Origin of the sequence: Moorena producens PAL-8-15-08-1, assembly GCF_001767235.1 — a bacterium.
GTDB classification, from domain to species: domain Bacteria; phylum Cyanobacteriota; class Cyanobacteriia; order Cyanobacteriales; family Coleofasciculaceae; genus Moorena; species Moorena producens_A.
Genome location: NZ_CP017599.1, coordinates 973,803 through 991,719, shown reverse-complemented (window position 1 = coordinate 991,719; position 17,917 = coordinate 973,803). Strand labels below are relative to the sequence as shown.

General features: G+C 44.8%; 21 protein-coding genes. 11 read left to right on the top strand and 10 right to left on the bottom strand.

The window, feature by feature from the left end; all coding sequences use genetic code 11:
• The first annotated feature begins 2 nt into the window (after positions 1–2).
• On the top strand, positions 3–2,006 hold the full coding sequence (locus tag BJP34_RS03875) for an abortive infection protein (RefSeq protein WP_229424235.1): 2,004 nt from the start codon (positions 3–5) through the stop codon (positions 2,004–2,006).
• A gap of 311 nt (positions 2,007–2,317) precedes the next feature.
• Here the strand turns inward: BJP34_RS03875 and BJP34_RS03870 are convergent, their stop codons facing one another.
• The 3 genes from BJP34_RS03870 to BJP34_RS03860 form a co-directional block, all read right to left on the bottom strand.
• Positions 2,318–2,662, bottom strand: coding sequence for a protealysin inhibitor emfourin (locus tag BJP34_RS03870; protein WP_083304989.1), 345 nt, complete (start codon positions 2,660–2,662; stop codon positions 2,318–2,320).
• A 142-nt stretch (positions 2,663–2,804) separates the two neighbouring features.
• Positions 2,805–3,920 (bottom strand): M4 family metallopeptidase, encoded by a 1,116-nt coding sequence (locus BJP34_RS03865; protein WP_070391205.1) that lies wholly within the window; start codon positions 3,918–3,920, stop codon positions 2,805–2,807.
• A 450-nt stretch (positions 3,921–4,370) separates the two neighbouring features.
• The gene (locus BJP34_RS03860) at positions 4,371–4,877 is read right to left on the bottom strand and encodes a hypothetical protein (RefSeq protein ID WP_070391204.1); all 507 of its coding nucleotides are present in this window, start codon (positions 4,875–4,877) and stop codon (positions 4,371–4,373) included.
• 530 nt (positions 4,878–5,407) lie between these two features.
• On the opposite strand from BJP34_RS03860, the gene BJP34_RS03850 reads away from it, so the two are divergent.
• Positions 5,408–6,130 carry a hypothetical protein gene (locus BJP34_RS03850; RefSeq protein ID WP_070391202.1) on the top strand — a complete coding sequence of 241 codons (723 nt, stop codon included), beginning with the start codon at positions 5,408–5,410 and terminating at the stop codon, positions 6,128–6,130.
• Between the two features lie 33 nt (positions 6,131–6,163).
• Here the strand turns inward: BJP34_RS03850 and BJP34_RS46265 are convergent, their stop codons facing one another.
• Positions 6,164–6,448: a hypothetical protein gene (locus BJP34_RS46265; RefSeq protein ID WP_070391201.1), complete on the bottom strand. Its 285-nt coding sequence runs from the start codon at positions 6,446–6,448 to the stop codon at positions 6,164–6,166.
• Positions 6,449–6,650: 202 nt separating this feature from the next.
• On the opposite strand from BJP34_RS46265, the gene BJP34_RS03840 reads away from it, so the two are divergent.
• From BJP34_RS03840 to BJP34_RS03825, 4 genes are all read left to right on the top strand, one after another.
• Positions 6,651–7,508, top strand: a complete 858-nt coding sequence (locus BJP34_RS03840) for a DUF1350 family protein (protein ID WP_070391200.1) — start codon at positions 6,651–6,653, stop codon at positions 7,506–7,508.
• A gap of 292 nt (positions 7,509–7,800) precedes the next feature.
• Entirely contained in the window at positions 7,801–8,004 is a 204-nt protein-coding gene (locus BJP34_RS03835; RefSeq protein ID WP_070391199.1) for a hypothetical protein, read from the top strand.
• Positions 7,997–8,506 carry a GNAT family N-acetyltransferase gene (locus tag BJP34_RS03830; protein WP_070391198.1) on the top strand — a complete coding sequence of 170 codons (510 nt, stop codon included), beginning with the start codon at positions 7,997–7,999 and terminating at the stop codon, positions 8,504–8,506. Before BJP34_RS03835 ends, BJP34_RS03830 begins: the two co-directional genes overlap by 8 nt.
• A gap of 45 nt (positions 8,507–8,551) precedes the next feature.
• On the top strand, positions 8,552–9,310 hold the full coding sequence (locus BJP34_RS03825) for a HEAT repeat domain-containing protein (protein WP_070391197.1): 759 nt from the start codon (positions 8,552–8,554) through the stop codon (positions 9,308–9,310).
• Positions 9,311–9,370: 60 nt separating this feature from the next.
• On the opposite strand, the gene nblB is transcribed toward BJP34_RS03825, so the two are convergent.
• The 6 genes from nblB to murG form a co-directional block, all read right to left on the bottom strand.
• Positions 9,371–10,033: a phycobilisome degradation protein NblB gene (gene nblB / locus BJP34_RS03820; protein WP_070391196.1), complete on the bottom strand. Its 663-nt coding sequence runs from the start codon at positions 10,031–10,033 to the stop codon at positions 9,371–9,373.
• Positions 10,034–10,117: 84 nt separating this feature from the next.
• A complete protein-coding gene (locus BJP34_RS03815) occupies positions 10,118–10,585 on the bottom strand; it encodes a CBS domain-containing protein (protein WP_070391195.1) in 468 nt (155 codons plus the stop codon).
• Between the two features lie 187 nt (positions 10,586–10,772).
• The gene (locus BJP34_RS03810) at positions 10,773–11,186 is read right to left on the bottom strand and encodes a DUF4351 domain-containing protein (protein WP_070391194.1); all 414 of its coding nucleotides are present in this window, start codon (positions 11,184–11,186) and stop codon (positions 10,773–10,775) included.
• Between the two features lie 130 nt (positions 11,187–11,316).
• Entirely contained in the window at positions 11,317–12,042 is a 726-nt protein-coding gene (locus BJP34_RS42275; RefSeq protein WP_070391193.1) for a glutathione S-transferase family protein, read from the bottom strand.
• A 48-nt stretch (positions 12,043–12,090) separates the two neighbouring features.
• Positions 12,091–12,252, bottom strand: coding sequence for a hypothetical protein (locus BJP34_RS38615; RefSeq protein ID WP_158516985.1), 162 nt, complete (start codon positions 12,250–12,252; stop codon positions 12,091–12,093).
• Positions 12,253–12,567: 315 nt separating this feature from the next.
• Positions 12,568–13,632, bottom strand: coding sequence for an undecaprenyldiphospho-muramoylpentapeptide beta-N-acetylglucosaminyltransferase (murG, locus tag BJP34_RS03800; protein ID WP_070391192.1), 1,065 nt, complete (start codon positions 13,630–13,632; stop codon positions 12,568–12,570).
• A gap of 206 nt (positions 13,633–13,838) precedes the next feature.
• Between murG and BJP34_RS46260 the strand changes: the two genes are divergently transcribed.
• From BJP34_RS46260 to dcm, 5 genes are all read left to right on the top strand, one after another.
• Positions 13,839–13,994: a hypothetical protein gene (locus tag BJP34_RS46260; RefSeq protein ID WP_158516984.1), complete on the top strand. Its 156-nt coding sequence runs from the start codon at positions 13,839–13,841 to the stop codon at positions 13,992–13,994.
• 92 nt (positions 13,995–14,086) lie between these two features.
• Complete coding sequence (locus BJP34_RS03795) at positions 14,087–14,917, top strand: nuclear transport factor 2 family protein (protein ID WP_070391191.1); 831 nt, start codon at positions 14,087–14,089, stop codon at positions 14,915–14,917.
• A gap of 66 nt (positions 14,918–14,983) precedes the next feature.
• Positions 14,984–15,172, top strand: a complete 189-nt coding sequence (locus BJP34_RS38605) for a hypothetical protein (RefSeq protein ID WP_149030772.1) — start codon at positions 14,984–14,986, stop codon at positions 15,170–15,172.
• 12 nt (positions 15,173–15,184) lie between these two features.
• Positions 15,185–16,093: a tRNA pseudouridine(55) synthase TruB gene (gene truB / locus BJP34_RS03790; RefSeq protein ID WP_070391190.1), complete on the top strand. Its 909-nt coding sequence runs from the start codon at positions 15,185–15,187 to the stop codon at positions 16,091–16,093.
• 84 nt (positions 16,094–16,177) lie between these two features.
• Positions 16,178–17,842 (top strand): DNA (cytosine-5-)-methyltransferase, encoded by a 1,665-nt coding sequence (gene dcm, locus BJP34_RS46995; RefSeq protein ID WP_229424234.1) that lies wholly within the window; start codon positions 16,178–16,180, stop codon positions 17,840–17,842.
• The last annotated feature ends 75 nt before the right edge of the window (positions 17,843–17,917 follow it).

The window sequence follows — 17,917 nt, the reverse complement described above, 5'->3', positions numbered from 1 at the left end:
TATTGCCTTTTGCCTTTTGCCTTTTGCCTTTTGCCTATTCCCTGCTCCCTACTCCCTATTCCCTGTTCCCTTTTTCAAAAAACCATAGTTTGGCATCTCATATTAAAACTATGTTAAAAATTGTAAATCTCCAAAACCCTTTAGTAATCGTCCTGGTTATCCTAATTTTAGTAATCGGGGTGGTATTTTTTATCTACTCTCAAGTCCAGAAAAAATTTACCGAACCGAAACCATCTAACTACGAACTTTCTCGTAACGTTCAGATAAATCAACCTAGTTATTATCCTGTAAATCAGACCCTATCATCAAGTCTTTATCAACCCGTTAGTGAGTGGATAGGACGACTGATCCAGCCGCCAAAGAATGAACGAACAACTGATGATTCCGTACTGTTTGAAGTCTACCATGCTGCTGCTGAGTATCAGCATTTGGTAGGAGAGATTGTTACCTTAGGATGGAGTAAGGATGCTCCAGGGATCCAAGACTATGTGAAGCGAGTTACCACAGATATTAATTTTAATCAAGTCACTATAAATAGCATGACAGGCGGCGCTATCCATCCGTTTCGATTGAATCATCTAAATCGGGTAGGTCCCCTGGAATCGTTGGCTGGAGCCAGACCTGACGATAATGTGATTGTCATGGTAAACAATCCAGTTGTGACTGAGTCAGAGACAAGGACGTCTTTGAGTATTGTTGAAGACCCAGTGCAAATTACCGGTCGCTTCTATGGCTTGGTTACCATTATTAAACGGGAGGCTCTTGACAGCGATCGCTTTCAAGTATCGCACTTTAATAAAGATTCAAAACAATTTGATGGACCTCAAGAAATTATTCGTATTCCTCAAGTGGTGGCTGACCGGTATGGCATCCCTAGATCTACCAATTCCCAGATTGAAGACTCTCCTCTAAATAGCGCTGGTTGGTATATTTATGGTGCTCAGGATCCTGACCGCATTTTTGTTACCCAAGGGATTGAACCTAGGGCGTTGATGATGCTAGAGCCAGATCAAGTAATTTTGGGAGTTGAGGAAGGCGTAACTTACATTAAGGAAAAAAATTGGGAAAATACCGAACAGCAAAAAGGTACTGCCAAGACAGTTCTGCTGGATCCTTTAGCTGAACAACCAGACGCTGCGATATCCCCTTGGCAGGAGGGAGACCGGGGAATTGTGATCCATCTTTATGGGGGAATGGGTGGTAATAAAAAAGATGAACGTGCCCTTTTTAATATGGTAAGCGGTCACTTTGCCTATGGTATTGCTCATGTAGTGCGTGACCCATTAAGCGATGAATTACGCTTTGATATAGAGTACGATCAAGTTTATGCTAGTAACCCCGATGGCATTGTTTCAGGGTCAATCAAATGGCCGAACTATATGGGAAATTTGCAGCGGGGTTGGTTAGGCAATCGACCTGTTTCTGATGTGATTGTTAAATTAGATGCAGTCACCCAAGACTACGAGTTCGGTGATATTAAACTATCACCCTTGGACGAATTTAAGCATCAGTTACAAGTAATGATGGCTCGCTACCGCACGGGGGATGGTGACGGTGCAGCATTTGCTTCACCAGCAGAGTCCTGTGTGCAAGACTCCAATCAAGCGCTTTATTTAGCCATCCAACAGATAGAAGATGAAGTGAATGCCAATCCTGACATTCAAGAGTGGTTGAAAAGTCATCCAGATCATCCCCAAACTCAGCGATTTCAACAATTATCAGAGTTGGGACAAGCACTAGAAAAACAGCTGACTCCCCTAGGAATTGTTCGTAGTGACTGGAAGGAAAATGCTGAAACCTTGGTGGGAGTTGCCACCAGTGACAATCCCATTATCCCGATCCTCAGAGGACTTACTAGCTGGCGGACTGTATTACCGCGACGTGGTCATGACGAAATAGCTAGTCTTTTGTTAAACCATGGCGCTAAACTTTGGGTTATCCGCACTAATCAAGTGGGAGGATTTGATCCTGATATTATCCCCTATGCTCCGACTACGTTATTTTAGAATGAAGAATTTAGAATGAAGAATGAAGAATGAAGAATGAAGAATGAAGAATGAAGAATGAAGAATGAAGAATGAAGAATGAAGAATGAAGAATGCAGAATGCAGAATTTAGAATTTAGAATGAAGAATGTAGAATTTAGAATTTGGAATTATGCCTACATTCTCGATAATCAGTTATCCATATCTTAATTCTTAATTATCCACTCTAAATTCTTAATTATCCACTCTAAGTTCTTAATTATCCATTCTTAATTTTTAATTTTTAATTCTTAATTCTAAATTCTTAATTCTTAATTCTTAATTCTAAATTCTTAATTCGACCTTGACCTTGCTATAGTGGTCAAGCGTCTTAGCAAAGGTTGCAGGATATCTGGAACTGCTGTATCACCAATTTCCACAGTTTTTTTCCGTCCAGCGACTTCCACTGTCAGTTTGTAGCTAAACTGATCGGCACCCGGTATTGATGACATCAGCTGGGCTGGTAGCTCAAAGAAACTAGCAGTATTAATCATAGCTTCCACCTGATTAGCTTCTTCTGGCGATAGGGATTCAGTATCAACCTCAGTTGCCATATTCATCCCCATAAAACCGCCACTACGCTCAAAGTATATTTTCATAACACCCCCATAGTCTTTACTTCTTAGATCTTGCACCATAGTGACAGGACTTACGCACAGAATCCATGGGTAGGGTGGGCAAAACCTTGCCCACCCTACAGGTAGCTTGGTGCATCGCTAACAGCCACTGCCCACCCTACAAGCTGCTGCAAGATTTAAGTTACAACAGAATTACTTATCCTTAAGGAGAGGGGGTGAAGAAAGACCTGATAAAGTCTGGCGCACCTGCGGAGCATCCTGGGGGTTCAGGGGGTTGAGGTTTCGGAGCCTCTTCAATAATCTCAACACCTATCTCTTCCCAACCTTTACGGACAGCTTTTTGTTCGAGGCTGCCAACACCAAATCGGTCTCCTGCCACCTTGTATGTCTCTCTGGCAGCATCCTTAAATTCTGAGGTGGTACCCAGCTTATCCCTCAAGGTAAGATACCAGATCCAACCGGCCTTATCCCAAGCGTATCCACCAATTTCCAGAGCAGCAATGTAGAAGGCTCGGTTCGGGATACCAGAATTGATATGAACCCCACCATTATCTTGAGACCCGGTATAGATGTCTCTCATATGACCTGGTTGAGGGTCTTTACCTAGTCTGGGGTCGTTATAAGCACTCCCTGGTTCTTTCATGGAGCGAATGCCTATAGCATTGACATTCTCACTAAACAGACCAGCTCCAATCACCCAATCCGATTCACTAGCAGTTTGGTTCAGTGTCCGTTGCTTAACTAGGATCCCGAACACATCAGCGAAGTGTTCGTTGAGAGCACCTGGTTGATCCCGATAGACCAGTCCCGCTTCATATTGGACCACCCCATGGGTCAGCTCATGACCAATAATATCGATGGCGATAGTAAAGCGATTGAAGAGTCTCTCCTCTTCTGGCAAATCTTCATCCCCATCCCCATAGGTCATCTGTCGGCCATTCCAGAAGGCGTTGTCAAAACCGCTCCCATAATGAACCGTTGAGGTCAAAACCATCCCGCGATCATCAATCGAGTTCCGCTCGTAAATGTCACGATACAAATCAAAGGTGGCTCCAGAACCATCGTAGGCTTCATCCACTGCTGTGTCACCTGTGGCAGGGTCTCCTTCCCCCCGGACTTCACGGCCAGGTAAACGAGTTTGGTAGTCTGCATGACAGATCACCCGTTGTTTGGCTGCTCCTGGTTCTCGGGCACTGGGTCGTGTCGAGAAGTCAGCTAATTCCTGGCGCACCCCACGGAACTGACCAGATTCCACTAGGGCGCTCAATGCCCGTTCTCGCTGTATAGGGCTTCCCTGTTCTGAAAGTTCCCGCAGCATATACGCCGGAAGTATACAGTGCAGAGGGTTGCGGTGGTGATGGTGGTGATGGTGGTGATGGTGGTGATGGTGGTGATGGTGGTGATGGTGGTGATGGTCGTGATGGTTTATCTTGGTAGGCATACTAGTATTTAAGTATTTTTGCTATTACTATGATCGCCCTTGCTAGCTCAGGTTTTATTGCCAAGTTTTTTTGCCCGAAGCAACATCTTGGAAGCCTTGCCAGCCACTTTTAATGATAGCGAAGGAAACTCAAAACAGTTTCTGATTTATAGCATTGCTTATGGGTAGGATGATAGAGTCTGTTTTATCTTGCCTTACTTCCGGTCTCTTCACCCTCTTTCACAGTTTCATCAATCATCCCCCCAAATCAGCAACCCCTTTATCTGTGGTGTCTCGATTGAAAAAATCGAGACCCAAATGATAATTATAGGTTAGATTTACGAGGGTTTAACTCTTCGATACAACAATCGTTACAATATAGTCTGATTGTATTATTTTTTCCTGATTAGTCATTGGCAATGGTTCAACATTTTTTAATGTCATGGAATAGCCATCAAAATTTTTAACGGCTAAATTTTCTTGGGCTGCTCTGAGGGTTAACTCAACCTCCTCTGGTTCTGAGTTTTCCTTGATAACCTCGAAGGCAATGGTGACTTGTCCTGGTTGCACACAAACTACATCAGCTGGGCATCTGGAATCTTCTACTATATCCAGCACCTTGACTTGCATCGTTTTCGATTCCATTAACGCCATCTGATCGATCTGGAGTTGAATCTCTTGATTTAAATCGGCCTTAACCAAATTTTCGGTTGGTTGAATCTCTTGATTTAAATCCGCCTTACTCACATTTTCTGTTGGTTTAGTACAACCGACGAGCATCGGTTGAATCAGACTACAAATGATAATCAGTTTTATGAACCCTGAGACTAAAGCTAATCCTTTCGATTTCGTCATGATTGACCACCCCAAGTCTGTGTAACTATAAGCCGTCAGCCGTCAGCCGTCAGTGGTCAGTAGTCAGTGGTCAGGGGTCAGCGGTCACCCGTTCGCTGATAGCTGATAGCTGGTAGCTGAACGCGCACGCGTGCGCGTAGCGCATTAGCTTAAGTGTAACTTAGCAATCAAAGTACTAACGGGCTAAAAACCCGATCGTTCTTCAATTATCGAGATAGTTACTCCTTGTCTTCCTGCTATTTTTTGGAATTGAAATAATTCCAAGCAACACTCTACCCTTTAGCTAAGACGTGAATGCTGAGGTCGGATTTGACTACAATATCTTGCGATTTATTAATTAACGTAAATTTCTCAATCCAGGAACTTGCAACAATGAATTTAAATCAATTAACTGGTAAGTAAGGGTAATTGCTATTCGACGATCAATACTTTTACCCATAAGCCGGTCTTGCATAGGTTGGTCACCTTTTTCCACAGCTATAGGACTTATCAAGACCAAGCTTAGATATTGTTTCAGTTTATGGAACATCATGACTAAAAGTTTGTTAAAAATTTATCCCCTTGGCCATCTCAGTCTTGGTTTGGTGGAATGGGTATTACTGGCATGGGCAATTCGCCTGTGGCGTCGCTCAACTAGTCTGGCCATGATTGTCCTGCCCATTGTGCTAGCAAGCATTAGCTATGACAATCTAGTTTTGGCCATGGGGAGCCTGATTGGTAAAGGAGATCTCCTGAAATCACTGAGTATGGTGCGCTTCCTCTTACACTTCCTAGTGGTGCCCCTATTTATTGTAATTGCTGTTGAGCTAGCTCACCGGGCTGGAGCAGTTTGGGCTAATACAATTGTACGAGTGTTATCCTGGGTGCTTGCCCTAGGACTGGGTGGGTATGAAGTGGCGACCCACTTTGTTGGCCTAGAATTGGTTCCAGTCACCTTTGCTGGCACCTTGCGCTACACAGTGGCCGAAGTGAGTGGTCCACCAATTGTAACAATTTTGGTCAATTTGTTCGTGCTGCTGATTGGTATCGGCATCTGGGTAAGGCTGAAATGGCCATGGCTATTTGTAGGAACCTTGGTTGCCCTAATTGGCAACGCTGTACCAATCTCTCGAGTTGGTACCATCGTCGGTAGCGCCTCTGAATTCGTCATGGCTCTGAGTTTGCTGTTAACTGAGCGCAGGACACAGTTTGTCCGTGCCCAACTCGGCTCAGGTGAAAAGACAACAGTCGATACCAGCCTGTCGGTGACATAAATTGCTATACATCCCCGATGTTGGGTTTAAGGTTTAAGGTTTAAGGTTTAAGGTTGCGTTGAAGGTTGAAGGTTGGGTTGAAGGTTGAAGGTTGGGTTGAAGGTTGAAGGTTGGGTTGAAGGTTGAAGGTTGGGTTGAAGGTTGAAGGTTGGGTTGAAGGTTGAAGGTTGGGTTGAAGGTTGAAGGTTGAAGGTTGAAGGTTGGGTTGAGGGTTGAAGGTTGAAGGTTGAAGGTTGGGTTGAAGGTTGAAGGTTGGGTTGAGGGTTGAAGGTTGAAGGTTGAAGGTTGAAGGTTGGGTTGAGGGTTTAATAACCTCAAAGCTGAAAGCTGTAACCTGTAACCTCTAACCTGTAACCTCTAACCTGTAACCTCTAACCTCTAACCTTCAACCTTCAACCTGTAACCTCTAACCTTCAACCTGTAACCTTCAACCTGTAACCTTCAACCTAGATAGTATTACCGACAAGCGATCGCATTATAAAATCCCTTTCGATTAGTTATTCTCAAAGAGGTTACTGCCATGAATGCCGAATTTAAATTTAGACCAATTCCCTTTGCTTGGGTTGCTATCCATCCCAAGCCGATAGGTGTTGTTCAATTGATTGGTGGTGCATTTTTCGGAAGTTTTCCGACAATTTTTTACCGATATATCGCCAAGCGATTATTTGAATCAGGTTATACCGTTATTGCCAGACCGTTTAGATTTACCTTCCGCCATTGGCCTGTAGCAATTGGTTTGGTCAAAGAACAAAAAACCCTATTCAATGGAATTTTGGAAGAAGCCAAAAAATTGGGATATGAGTACAGTATCTATGAAGAAGACCCCTGTGCAAAATCGAGTAATTATTTTTGGTTAGGTCACAGCCTAGGAACAAAATATATCGCACTTTTAGAGCTTTTAAGTGATTTGGAGTTCAAAAAAAATCAGGGAATTCTGGAAAAATGTGTTGGTAAAGATCAAGAGAAGCAGATTGAAGATAGCCTCAGAAATGCTGATATAAAAGATATTTCTTTGATCAATCAACCGTCTATATTAATGGCTCCTGTTATTAGTGGTACCCGTAGTGCGGTTCCTGTGCCATTCATAGCTGATTTAGTAGACAGACTTGGTTTCGGGGTGTTACCCACACCCAAACAAACCTATTGCTTGATTAAAAATAGCCGTTTATTTCAGCTTACTGCTTTGATTAGCTTTAGTAAGGATAAGATTGCTCAAGAAGCTGGCACAGTGCGTTGGCTACAGGATATAGCCAAGAAACTCTTCATTGATGAGAAACTTCCCGGTAAGCATTTGACTCCCCTCGGTTGGCTCCGGGGAAATGATCAACTTGCGGATACGGTTATTCAAGTTATCACAAAACTAGCCGAGCGAGTCTAAGGGAGCAGGGAACAGCGGATCTGGGAATAGGGAACAGGGAACAGAGTATGGGAAGTATGGGAAGTGTGGGGAGATGGGGAGATGGGGAAATGAGGAGATGAGGAAGGGGTCAACCTACAACCTATAACCTCCAACCTATAACCTAAAACCTAAAACCTACAACCTATAACCTACAACCTACAACCTACAACCTACAACCTCCAACCAAATAACCTCCAACCACTAAAAGCTGTGCCATTGTAGTAAGATGGAGAAAGTAAAGAATTGTTAAAATAAACGAACCATTAAATTCATGGCTATTTTTCGTCAGTACATTGCTCCCCTACTGGCACTACTAGGCTTCTTAATTGCCCTGTTGGCAGTCAGTTCTCGGATCTTTTTACCGAACGATATGCTAGCCCCTGCACCGATTGAAGACGTTGACGCTGCCAGCATTCAAGCACCAGTATTCGCTCAGCTGGTTGTTAACCAGAATTTGGCGAAAATTGGTGAGTAAGCCATTGTTAGCAGGCTACCAGCTACGCCTGGGCACGGGACGAGAACGGGCAATTTTGGTGAAGTTCATGGAGTTAACTTACCAAGAGCTTTTTCCGGAACAAAATGATTTTTCTCACCTGGCGAAGACTGTTAAACAGTACTTTTCCAGAGAAACCCCCCTGTGGTGGGTTACAGTAGCAGATGGGAAGGTTTCTAGGAAAGGCTCTATTATAACTCATCCCTTGCCGGTGGGTTGTCTGTGGATGGGCAATGGGGTTGATCAGGTAAATGGCGATCGCTATGGCTATATCTTTTTACTTTATGTCATGCCAGCACACCGCCGTCAAGGCATTGGTTCAGCACTGATGCAGCACGCTGAAGCTTGGGCAAGGGCAAGAGGCGATCGCCAACTTGGATTACAGGTGTTTCAATCGAATCAAGTCGCTTTGAACCTTTACCAGCGACTGGGTTTCCGCACCCAATCTCTGTGGATGGTTAAACCATTGCACAGAAAATACTAATTATGAAACTGGTAGAATCAGGCAAGATAAGGTAGGTTATCAGGCATGTATGAAGATGATGATCTGAGTTTATTGGATAATACGGCTTTACTAGAAAGCCCTTTGGATGACATAGAGCCGATTGAAGATGAGTTAGAAGCTTCCAAACCTGATCCAGAGGAAATGCTGGCTCTGTTAACGGCACCGGAAAGTCAGCAACGGATGCTAGCAGCTCGTGCTTTTTGTGAGTTGCAAGATGAGCGAGCAATTCCCCATCTGATTAACCTGTTAAATGATGTTTGTCCCTTGGTGCGGGTAAGTGCTGCCTATGGTCTAGGGCGCAATCCCAGTCCCACAGCAGTAAAGCCTTTGATTGACCAGCTAACCGTTGATTGGAACGGTTATGTCCGTAAAGGGGTGGTCTGGGCATTGGGGAACTGTCGCGATCGCCGTGCTTTAGCGTCTCTAATTGATGCCCTACAAACCGATATTCCTGCAGTGCGTTTGTGGGCAGCTAGTGCTCTAGCGCAAATGGCAGAGTTAGATTATGAAGAAGTAATCGCATCAATTCCGCCTTTGATTACTGCTTTAAGGAAAGACCCAGTAGCAGCAGTGCGCAGTAATTGTGCTTGGTCTATTGGGCAACTGTGTCGGGAATTGCCCTCCAATGCGGTTTACGCTGGTGCTATTGATGCTTTAATTGAAGCAATTGCTGATGATGAAGACCTAGGGGTAAAAGAAGACGCCAAAGCTGCCCTCTTGAAAGTGGGAGACCCCCGTGGACTTCAGATGATTGAAATGATTGAGATGGAAGGGTTTTTGTAAGTTGGCATGTTATAGCCCCTGGGTCGAAAGCCCACACTATTCTCCCTCCCTGTTCAAGCCTTATGCTTTTAAGCCCTCTTGCGCTACACTAGCCACCTGCTCAACACTGTCATTGGCTAATGTTTCTAGGACTGCCCTAGCTTCTTCTCCTCCCAGATTCACCAGTGCTTGTACTAACCGGTAACGAATTTGCCAGTCGGGATTAGTGGCAAAGGGAATCAACAGAGGCACAGCCCGGGGGTCTCCCAATTCTCCTAAGGAACTAATGGCGGCGGTTTGGATTAAACTGGTATCGGATTTGAGAGCGTCTTCTAAAAGTTGAAATGAACGGGGTTCACCTAGTTCCCCTAAGGCAGCAATAATACTAAATTTAATGATCCACTCAGTGGTTTGGTTATAGGTTTGCTCTAAATCATCATAGGCTTCGGTGAGCTTCAAGGCACTCAAGGAATCTGCTGCTGCTGCCTGAACATCAGGTTCTGGATCATTCAAAAGGCGATCGCGTAATAGGGTCAACGATACGGTTAAATCCTGATCACCCAAGGTATCGAGCTGGCTCACTGCCCCATATCGAATCCGAACATTGTTATCTTTTACCAAGGGTTGAATTAGCTCAAACGCCACCGATGGTTCCAGCTGGCGTAGTTGGTTTAATCCTCTAATGCGGTGGCCAAAATCCGATGAATTCAGCAGCTCTTCGACAGATTCACGAGTAACGCTCATGGGTAAATTGCTCAATATCTAGCCAAAACTCAACTTACCATGTTAGTTGTTCACCGTGAACACTGTTTGAGATAGACAGTTCCCTTAATTCGCTAACTCAGCTGCCATGGCGCGGACAATATCCCCAGAGGTCAGAATTCCAATCACTTGCTCTGCCTCATCTGTTACTGGTAAATGGTGGATTGATTTTTCCTGCATCAACTTAGCTGCTTTCCGTAAGGGTTGATCGGGTTTGATGCTCATGGGATGACCAGTCATTACTTCTCCAGCGGTTTGTCCGAGAGCCTTATGGAGTTCTTGGTCATAACGGGCAGGATTTTCTAAGTAAATCACGCTGTCGAGAAACATGATATAGACTGGCGGTTCTACTCCTGTCTCCTGCCACAGCAAGTCAGCTTCTGAAATCACTCCTACCAATTTGCCTGCTTCGTTAACCACTGGCAAGCCACTGATGCTTTGTTCAGCAATAATTTTGATGACTTCCTTGATCGGTGTTTGGGGCTGCACCACGATCGGCTCGCGGGTCATGACTTCAGCAACGGTTTTGGCCATGGGTGTTTAAGGGTTTTGAATGGTTTAGCAGGTGATAACTCTATTCTCCCACTGCCCTAGTCTAGAAGGTGACAGAAGTCTGAAAACTTTATGGTTGATTAAGCTTTGACCGTAAGCTTTCACCGGAGCAAAGGGAGCGTGAGGAGTCTTGAGGTTAGATCCCATCCACCCGATAGACAAACCCTTCTCAACCAGAAAAACGATCGAGCCAAAGCTCCAAATCGGCGATACTAGAAAATGCGATCGCATCTATACTGAGACATTCAAGTTGTTCCACAGATAGTGCTTGAATTTGCTCCTGTCGTTGAGGTGTAAGCTTCGAGAGTCCTTCCCACCTCAGAGCATAGTCTTTGGTTTTCCAGGCGAGTTGTGCCAGCAAGATAGACACCGCTGCTTCTCGTCGGGCTTCGAGTTTGGCTTCGTTGATAATTTCTTTGAGGTGAGCGCCCTCTGAAGACTCAGGAAGCTCTTTGGCCACTACTGTTGCGTTTTCGATTATTGTATTGCCGAGTCGAATATCGTGATAGGCTTCGTCTTCGTTTTCCGCTTCAAATTCAGTTTCGTAATGAACGATCATCCAATACCGTTTCAGTTCTGTCATCGCAAATGCCTGCCATTGTCTCGATATTGATTCTGACTTTCTGGTAGCTTAAACGACTTGCCAACTTGATGAGGTTACAACAATAATACAAAAAAAATACATAGTCAAACAGAAATTAAGTGACTCTGGATTAAGAAGGCAAATAATCTGGAAAAAACGCCTGTTTCATCCGTTCACAATATTGATCAATAGTTTTATATTGAGATACCCGATCAATAATCAAACTCTTGAAAGGAGGTAAAATGATGTTTGCAATATAACCATAAGCCGTTGCATCTAAATTGGTCGGTTTATGCCCCATAAAAAAGGGTTTATCTGCTAAATAATCAGACAGGGCTTGAAAATCAGCATTAATAATTTCAGAAATTTCTTTCTCGGAGTGACGACCAATGCCCTGTTGATCAATCTGATTAGAAATGGAACTTCGCACCTGTTGTAAAAACTGTTCCGATTCTGGTGTCGAGCTCCCAGCAAAGTAAATATTATTTAATGTTTGTTTGAAGACTTGCCAGTTTTCTTCAATGTTAATACGAATATAAACCTCTCCCCAATACGTATTTTCTTTCAGCATTCGCCGAAAAGCTAAAGATATTGCTTTTTCGGTTGAGGTCAAATCCCGGTCAGGATCTATGCCCTCTTTTTCCTTAAGCATTTCGATAATTAGGGTGGAGTCGCCGATCAGTTTTCCTTCATAGTCTATAAACGGAACTTTGCCTTTGGGAGCTTTAGTAAAGTCCTTAGGAATCTCGATATCGTAAGCAATATTAGCTATACGCAACCAAGTTTCTAATTTCAGACAGGGTGGACTAAGGCTCGGTAATCCCCATAAAGGTGGTGACTTATATAAAGTAATCATTACAGTCAATAGGATTCGATATTACGCTTACAGCGGTTTGGACTTCAGTTAGGTACAAAATTCTCGGTTTTTAGGGACTTCGGAGCAGGGACTTCGGAGCAGGAAGCAGGGAGCAGGGACTTCGGAGCAGGGAGCAGGGACTTCGGAGCAGGGAGCAGGGAAGAGATAAGAGGTAATAGGAGAAACAATGTGTACCTGATAGTTATGCAAACCGCCGTAACCAATAACTATTATAATAGCAAAACGAGAATAAATTATGAAATAACTCTAGTCATTACCAAATCACAAACTCGAAGCTAGTATACAGTAAAATTTTGAGTTTTTTGCAATTATTTTATTTATATTACTCGGCTTTAGCAATTTTTATATTTTTAATAAAACCTCATAAACTTTTTTTATAAAATCAAATCAAATAAAGCACTTTTTAACCTAATGAGATATACATAATTTTTCGGTTTCCTCTTCTCTACTCCCTACTCCCTACTCCCTACTCCCTACTCCCTGCTCCCTTTCCCATTTAATCTTTTATTTTTCAACTAACTCACGAACTAGAGAGGCTAAACGCTTTCCACTATCCCTAATCGCAAGACTAGCTGCTTTTTGTTTCATCTGTTCTAACCTAGTTGGTGACTTGAGTAAAGCCAGCACTTCCTGTTCTAAAATTTCGTGAGTCAACTGGTCTTGACGAAATACTAAAGCAGCACCAGAATCCTTAAAGCTAGCTGCATTGAAAGCTTGATGGTCTTCTGCTGCATAAGGGTAGGGAATCAGAATGGCTGGTGTTTCACTTATAGCTAGCTCCGTTAAGGTTCCGGCACCAGCACGGCTAATGGCTAAGTTTGCCCGTTGCAGTAATGGTGCCATCTGGTCATAAAAGGGCATAGACAGGTACTGAGGATGGCTCAGGGTGTTAGCCTCTGGGTCTTTTTCTCCGGTTAAATGAACAATCCAAGCACCAGCGTCAAACCAGAGGGGAGCACATTGGCGCACTAGTTTATTCACTGCCACTGCTCCTTGGGAACCCCCAACCACCACAATCAAGGGTACCTCTGGTGGAATCGGGAGTTCCAGTGCCTGACTCTGTTGAAAACTATCCCGCACTGGTGTACCAACGGTTACAGTTTTAATCCGGGGTAAGTACTTGGAGGCGGCTTCAAACCCTAGGGCTACAGTATTGCAAAAGGGACTCAGCCAGCGGGTTACTTTTCCGGGAATAGCGTTAGATTCATGTATAATGGTAGGTAGACCCTGCAACCGTGCTGCCATAATTGCGGGTCCAGCGATGTAACCCCCAGTGGTGAAGACACCATCAAATTTCCCCTCTCTCAGCAGTCGCCGCACTTGCCAAATTGAACTGACCAGGCGGGTAACGATGCGTAGAGTACCTAGACCGAAGCGTTGTTGAAAGCCTTCTACGGCAATGGTGTGCAGGGGATACTCTGGTGGTAGCAAATCATTTTCAATGCGGTCAGGAACACCTAGCCACTCGATAGTGTAATTGGGTAAGTGTTGGGCTACTGCGAGGGCGGGAAATATATGTCCCCCCGTACCACTGGCGGCAATCAGCAATCGAATGGGTGACTTAGACACGGCTATTGGTCTCCTTTATCAATTGGGTGAGGGACTTTTGAGTTGGGTTTTAGGGAGTAGGGAGTAGGGAGTAGGGAGTAGGGAGTAAGGAGTAGGGAGTAGGGAGTAGGGAACAAATCCTTTCTACCTCATTACATCAATCGGGAATCGGGAATCGGGAATCGGGAATCGGGAACAAATCCTTCCTAAAACCCTAGCAGATGAAAATGTTGAGATCACGACTGTCTGGACTAGACATAGGTTATCAAACTAGATTTGGTATCATTGGTGAAACGTTGATGGTTGATTGGTTAGTGGCCTTACTCCAAGGGATTACCGTTTCTCCAATCACCAATTATCAATTACTAATTACTAGTTACTAGTTACCAGAATTACCAGTTACCAGTTACCAGTTACCAGTTACCAGTTACCAGTTACCAGTTACCAGTTACCAGTTACCAGTTAACGATTACCAATGACCAATCCAGCAACCTTACTGCAACGACTATCCCAGTCTTTTACTACTAAAGTCAAGTCTATTTCTTTGGACTGGTCAGTATTTGTACTATTAACGGCAGGTTTGACCCTCGGAGTTCCTCTGAAAGCTGAAGCAGATAGTCCGGAAACCGCACCGCCTCAGCTTAAAGATACCCTTAGCCAAATTGATCGCTTCGCTAATGGCAAGGATGTTGAAGGATTGCTGGCATTCTATGGCGCTAATTTCACTAACTCCGATGGCTTAAATCGAGAGTTGATGGGACAAGCGTTGACTCAATTGTGGCAGCGCTACCCTGTGTTGAATTACCGCACGGAACTGACGGATTGGCAGCAAGAGGGTAACGCAATTGTGGCAGAAACAGTGACTTATATTACTAGTGACCAGCCACAGGATGCTACGAAGACAAAATTTGAATCGACTTTGCGATCGCGTCAGCGCTTTGAAAACCAAAAAATTGTCTCTTCAACCATTTTGGCAGAGCGTTCCCAAATCACATCAGGAGCCAATCCTCCCAAGGTAACGGTGAAGTTACCAGAACAAGTGCGTATTGGTCAGCGATTTAATTTTGATGCTATTGTCCAGGAACCCCTCGGAGATGATTTGCTGCTGGGAGTAGCTATAGAAGAATCCGTCAGCTCAAAGCGCTATACTAATCCCACTGAGATTGAGCTGGAATCTTTGGCTGCCGGGGGAATTTTTAAGGTTGGCCGAGCCCCACTCTTACCAGAAGACCGCTGGATTTCAGCTATATTAATTCGGGGGGATGGGATGATTATGATTACTCGACGGTTACATGTGGTTGAGTGATTAGGTTTGAAGGGAGTAGGGAGTAGGGAGTAGGGAGTAGGGAGTAGGGAATCGGGAGATGGGGAGATGTGGAGATGGGGAGGTGGGGAGATGGGGAGATGGGTAAAATTAGCCCTATCTATCTTTTACGAGAATGAAACAGCCCTGCTCCCAACTCGCTATTGCATCAACAGAGAATCAAATCTTATTACTATTCCCGATTCCCGATTGCCGATTCCCGATTGCCGATTCCCGATTCCCTACCTTTACAGATAAATTTTAAACTTGGTGCAAGGATTTCTAAACTTAAACAAACCAACAGGTTGGACATCCCACGATTGCGTTGCTAAAGTGCGGCGTCTGCTACGGCTGAAGCGAGTAGGCCATGGAGGGACCCTTGACCCAGCTGCTACGGGGGTTTTACCGATAGCTCTGGGTAAGGCAACCCGACTGTTGCAGTATATGCAGCAGGATAAAGCTTACAAGGCTACGGTGAGACTGGGAGTGAGGACAACTACTGATGATTTGGAAGGAGAAGTGATCGCTACTCAGTCTGCAGCTGGGTTGACTCTGGAGTTGGTCAAGGGCTTCTTGAAACAGTTTGAGGGCACCATTCAGCAAGTGCCACCAATGTATAGCGCTATTCAGATCAAGGGTAAACGCCTGTATGATTTAGCCAGAGCTGGTGAAGTGGTAGAGGTACCAGAACGAACTGTAGAGGTTGAGACGATCGAGGTTTTGGATTGGCGTGGCGGGGAATTTCCGGAAATTGATTTAGCGATCGCATGTGGCCCTGGCACCTATATTCGCTCCATAGCCCGGGATTTAGGAGATGCCCTCGAAACCGGTGGTGTGCTGGCCGCTCTGACTCGTACTCGCAGCAGTGGCTTTGATTTAGTCGATAGTCTGACATTAGAAGAATTGACCCAACAGCTGGAAAAAAGCCTATTCCAGCCAGTTTCCCCTAGTGTGGCTTTGGGGCACTTAGCCTCTGTAACCTTGTCCGCTGATCAAGCCCGTCGCTGGTGTTTAGGACAGCGTATCTCTTGGGATGATACTCTAGTTAAAGTCTCTACCCTTGAAACCTCCACAAGTCCTGTACAAGTGTACCACGAAGATGGCAGTTTTTTGGGTATTGGTAAAGTTATTTCCTCAACCTCTGGGGTATTGCTTGCTCCTCAAATGGTTTTTGTTTGATGCAATAGCAAAGGGAATAGGGAACAGGGAACAGCGGATCTGGGAGCAGGGAGCAGGGAGCAGGGAGCATCTCATTAAAGCTGTTTGACCCAATGGGTGGAATGGGCATCTTGGTGGAATGGGCATCTTGCCCGTTACAATTTTCGCACCCTACGCCTTCCCAGACTTTCCCGACTCCCGATTCCCGATTCCCGATTCCCGATTCCCTACTCCCTACTCCCTACTCCCTACTCCCTTCAAATAAAAATGGCAAAAAGTAAATCGGGCACTGTTCAAGACCTAGTCACGGTTCAGGAAGCTGCTGAAATCTTGGGTGTCTCCTCCGATACCATACGCCGGTGGGAAAAGAAAAAGCTGCTGAGGGCAAAGCGGTCTGAACAAAACTACCGTTTTTTTGACATAGAAGAGTTAAAACGAATTCAAAGGAAGTATCTAGGGCTAGCTACTGGGGTTGAATTTCGTGTTCTCAAGAGCAAACCCACTAGCTTCAGAGTTATTGAGTTATTTGCTGGGTGTGGGGGCATGGCACTGGGTTTTGAGAATGCTGGCTTAACCACCAAGCTGTTGGTGGAGATTGATAAAGACTGCGTAAACACTCTGAAGCTGAATAGACCTTCCTGGAAAATCATACCTGAGGATATAGCCAATGTTGATTTTACTAGACTTCTTTCAGAAGAGGGAACAGCGGATCTCGGAACAGGGAACAGTGGACAAGAATTGACGGAAACAGTATCAGAAAACGGCGTTGCTGATTCTGGGTATGATTCCGCCCCCCTAGCCCCCCAATTCTGGGGGGGACAAAACTTTCAAAGTCCCCCAAAGTTGGGGGATTTAGGGGGCTTGACCAAAACCAGACGATCGCCCATTCATACTTCAATTCAGCAACGTCCAGAAAACTACTACTTTGGGAAATACAAAGACAAATACAAAGACAACGTAGAGATTGTGGCTGGTGGAGTGCCCTGCCAAGCTTTCAGCTATGCCGGTCTGGGTAAAGGTTTTGACGATACTAGAGGGACGCTCTTTTTTGAGTTTGCACGGTGTGTAAAGGAAGTACAGCCGAAAATAGCACTGCTTGAAAACGTTAGAGGTCTGATTAACCATGACCAAGGCAGAACCTTATCCACCATGCTGCGAACCTTAGAGGATTTAGGCTACAACCCTACCTATAAGTTGCTCAGAGCGCAGTTTCTAGATGTCGCCCAAAAGCGCGAAAGGGTAATTATCATTGCCCTTAGAAAAGACTTAGACCTAAAAGCAATATTTCCTAAGGAAAAGGACTACACTATTTCTCTGAGGGAGGTGCTCAAAGATTGCCCTGAATCTATAGGAGCAAAATACCCTCGCCGCAAGAGAGAAATTATGGAGTATATCAAACCAGGAGGTTATTGGCGAGACTTACCCCTAGCGCTTCAGAAGGAGTATATGAAAAAGAGTTTCTATCTCGGTGGCGGCAAAACCGGTATGGCTAGGCGGCTTTCTTGGGAAGAACCTTCCCTTACTCTCACCTGTAACCCAGCTCAAAAACAGACCGAGCGGTGTCATCCTGAAGAAACACGACCGTTGACAGTCAGGGAATATGCACGTATTCAGAGCTTCCCTGATGATTGGGAATTTACCGGTTCTCTATCATCAAAGTACAGACAAATCGGCAATGCCGTCCCTGTTAATTTGGCTTACCACATTGGACGATGTCTGATTGCGATGTTGCAAGGGGAATTCGACCCAGAAACGATGCAGACGTGTTGAACTTCCGTTGGGTGCATCTCTTTTGTAAATGTTCGTAGGGTGCGTGATAAGACGGGAAAGCCCTGATATTCTTCG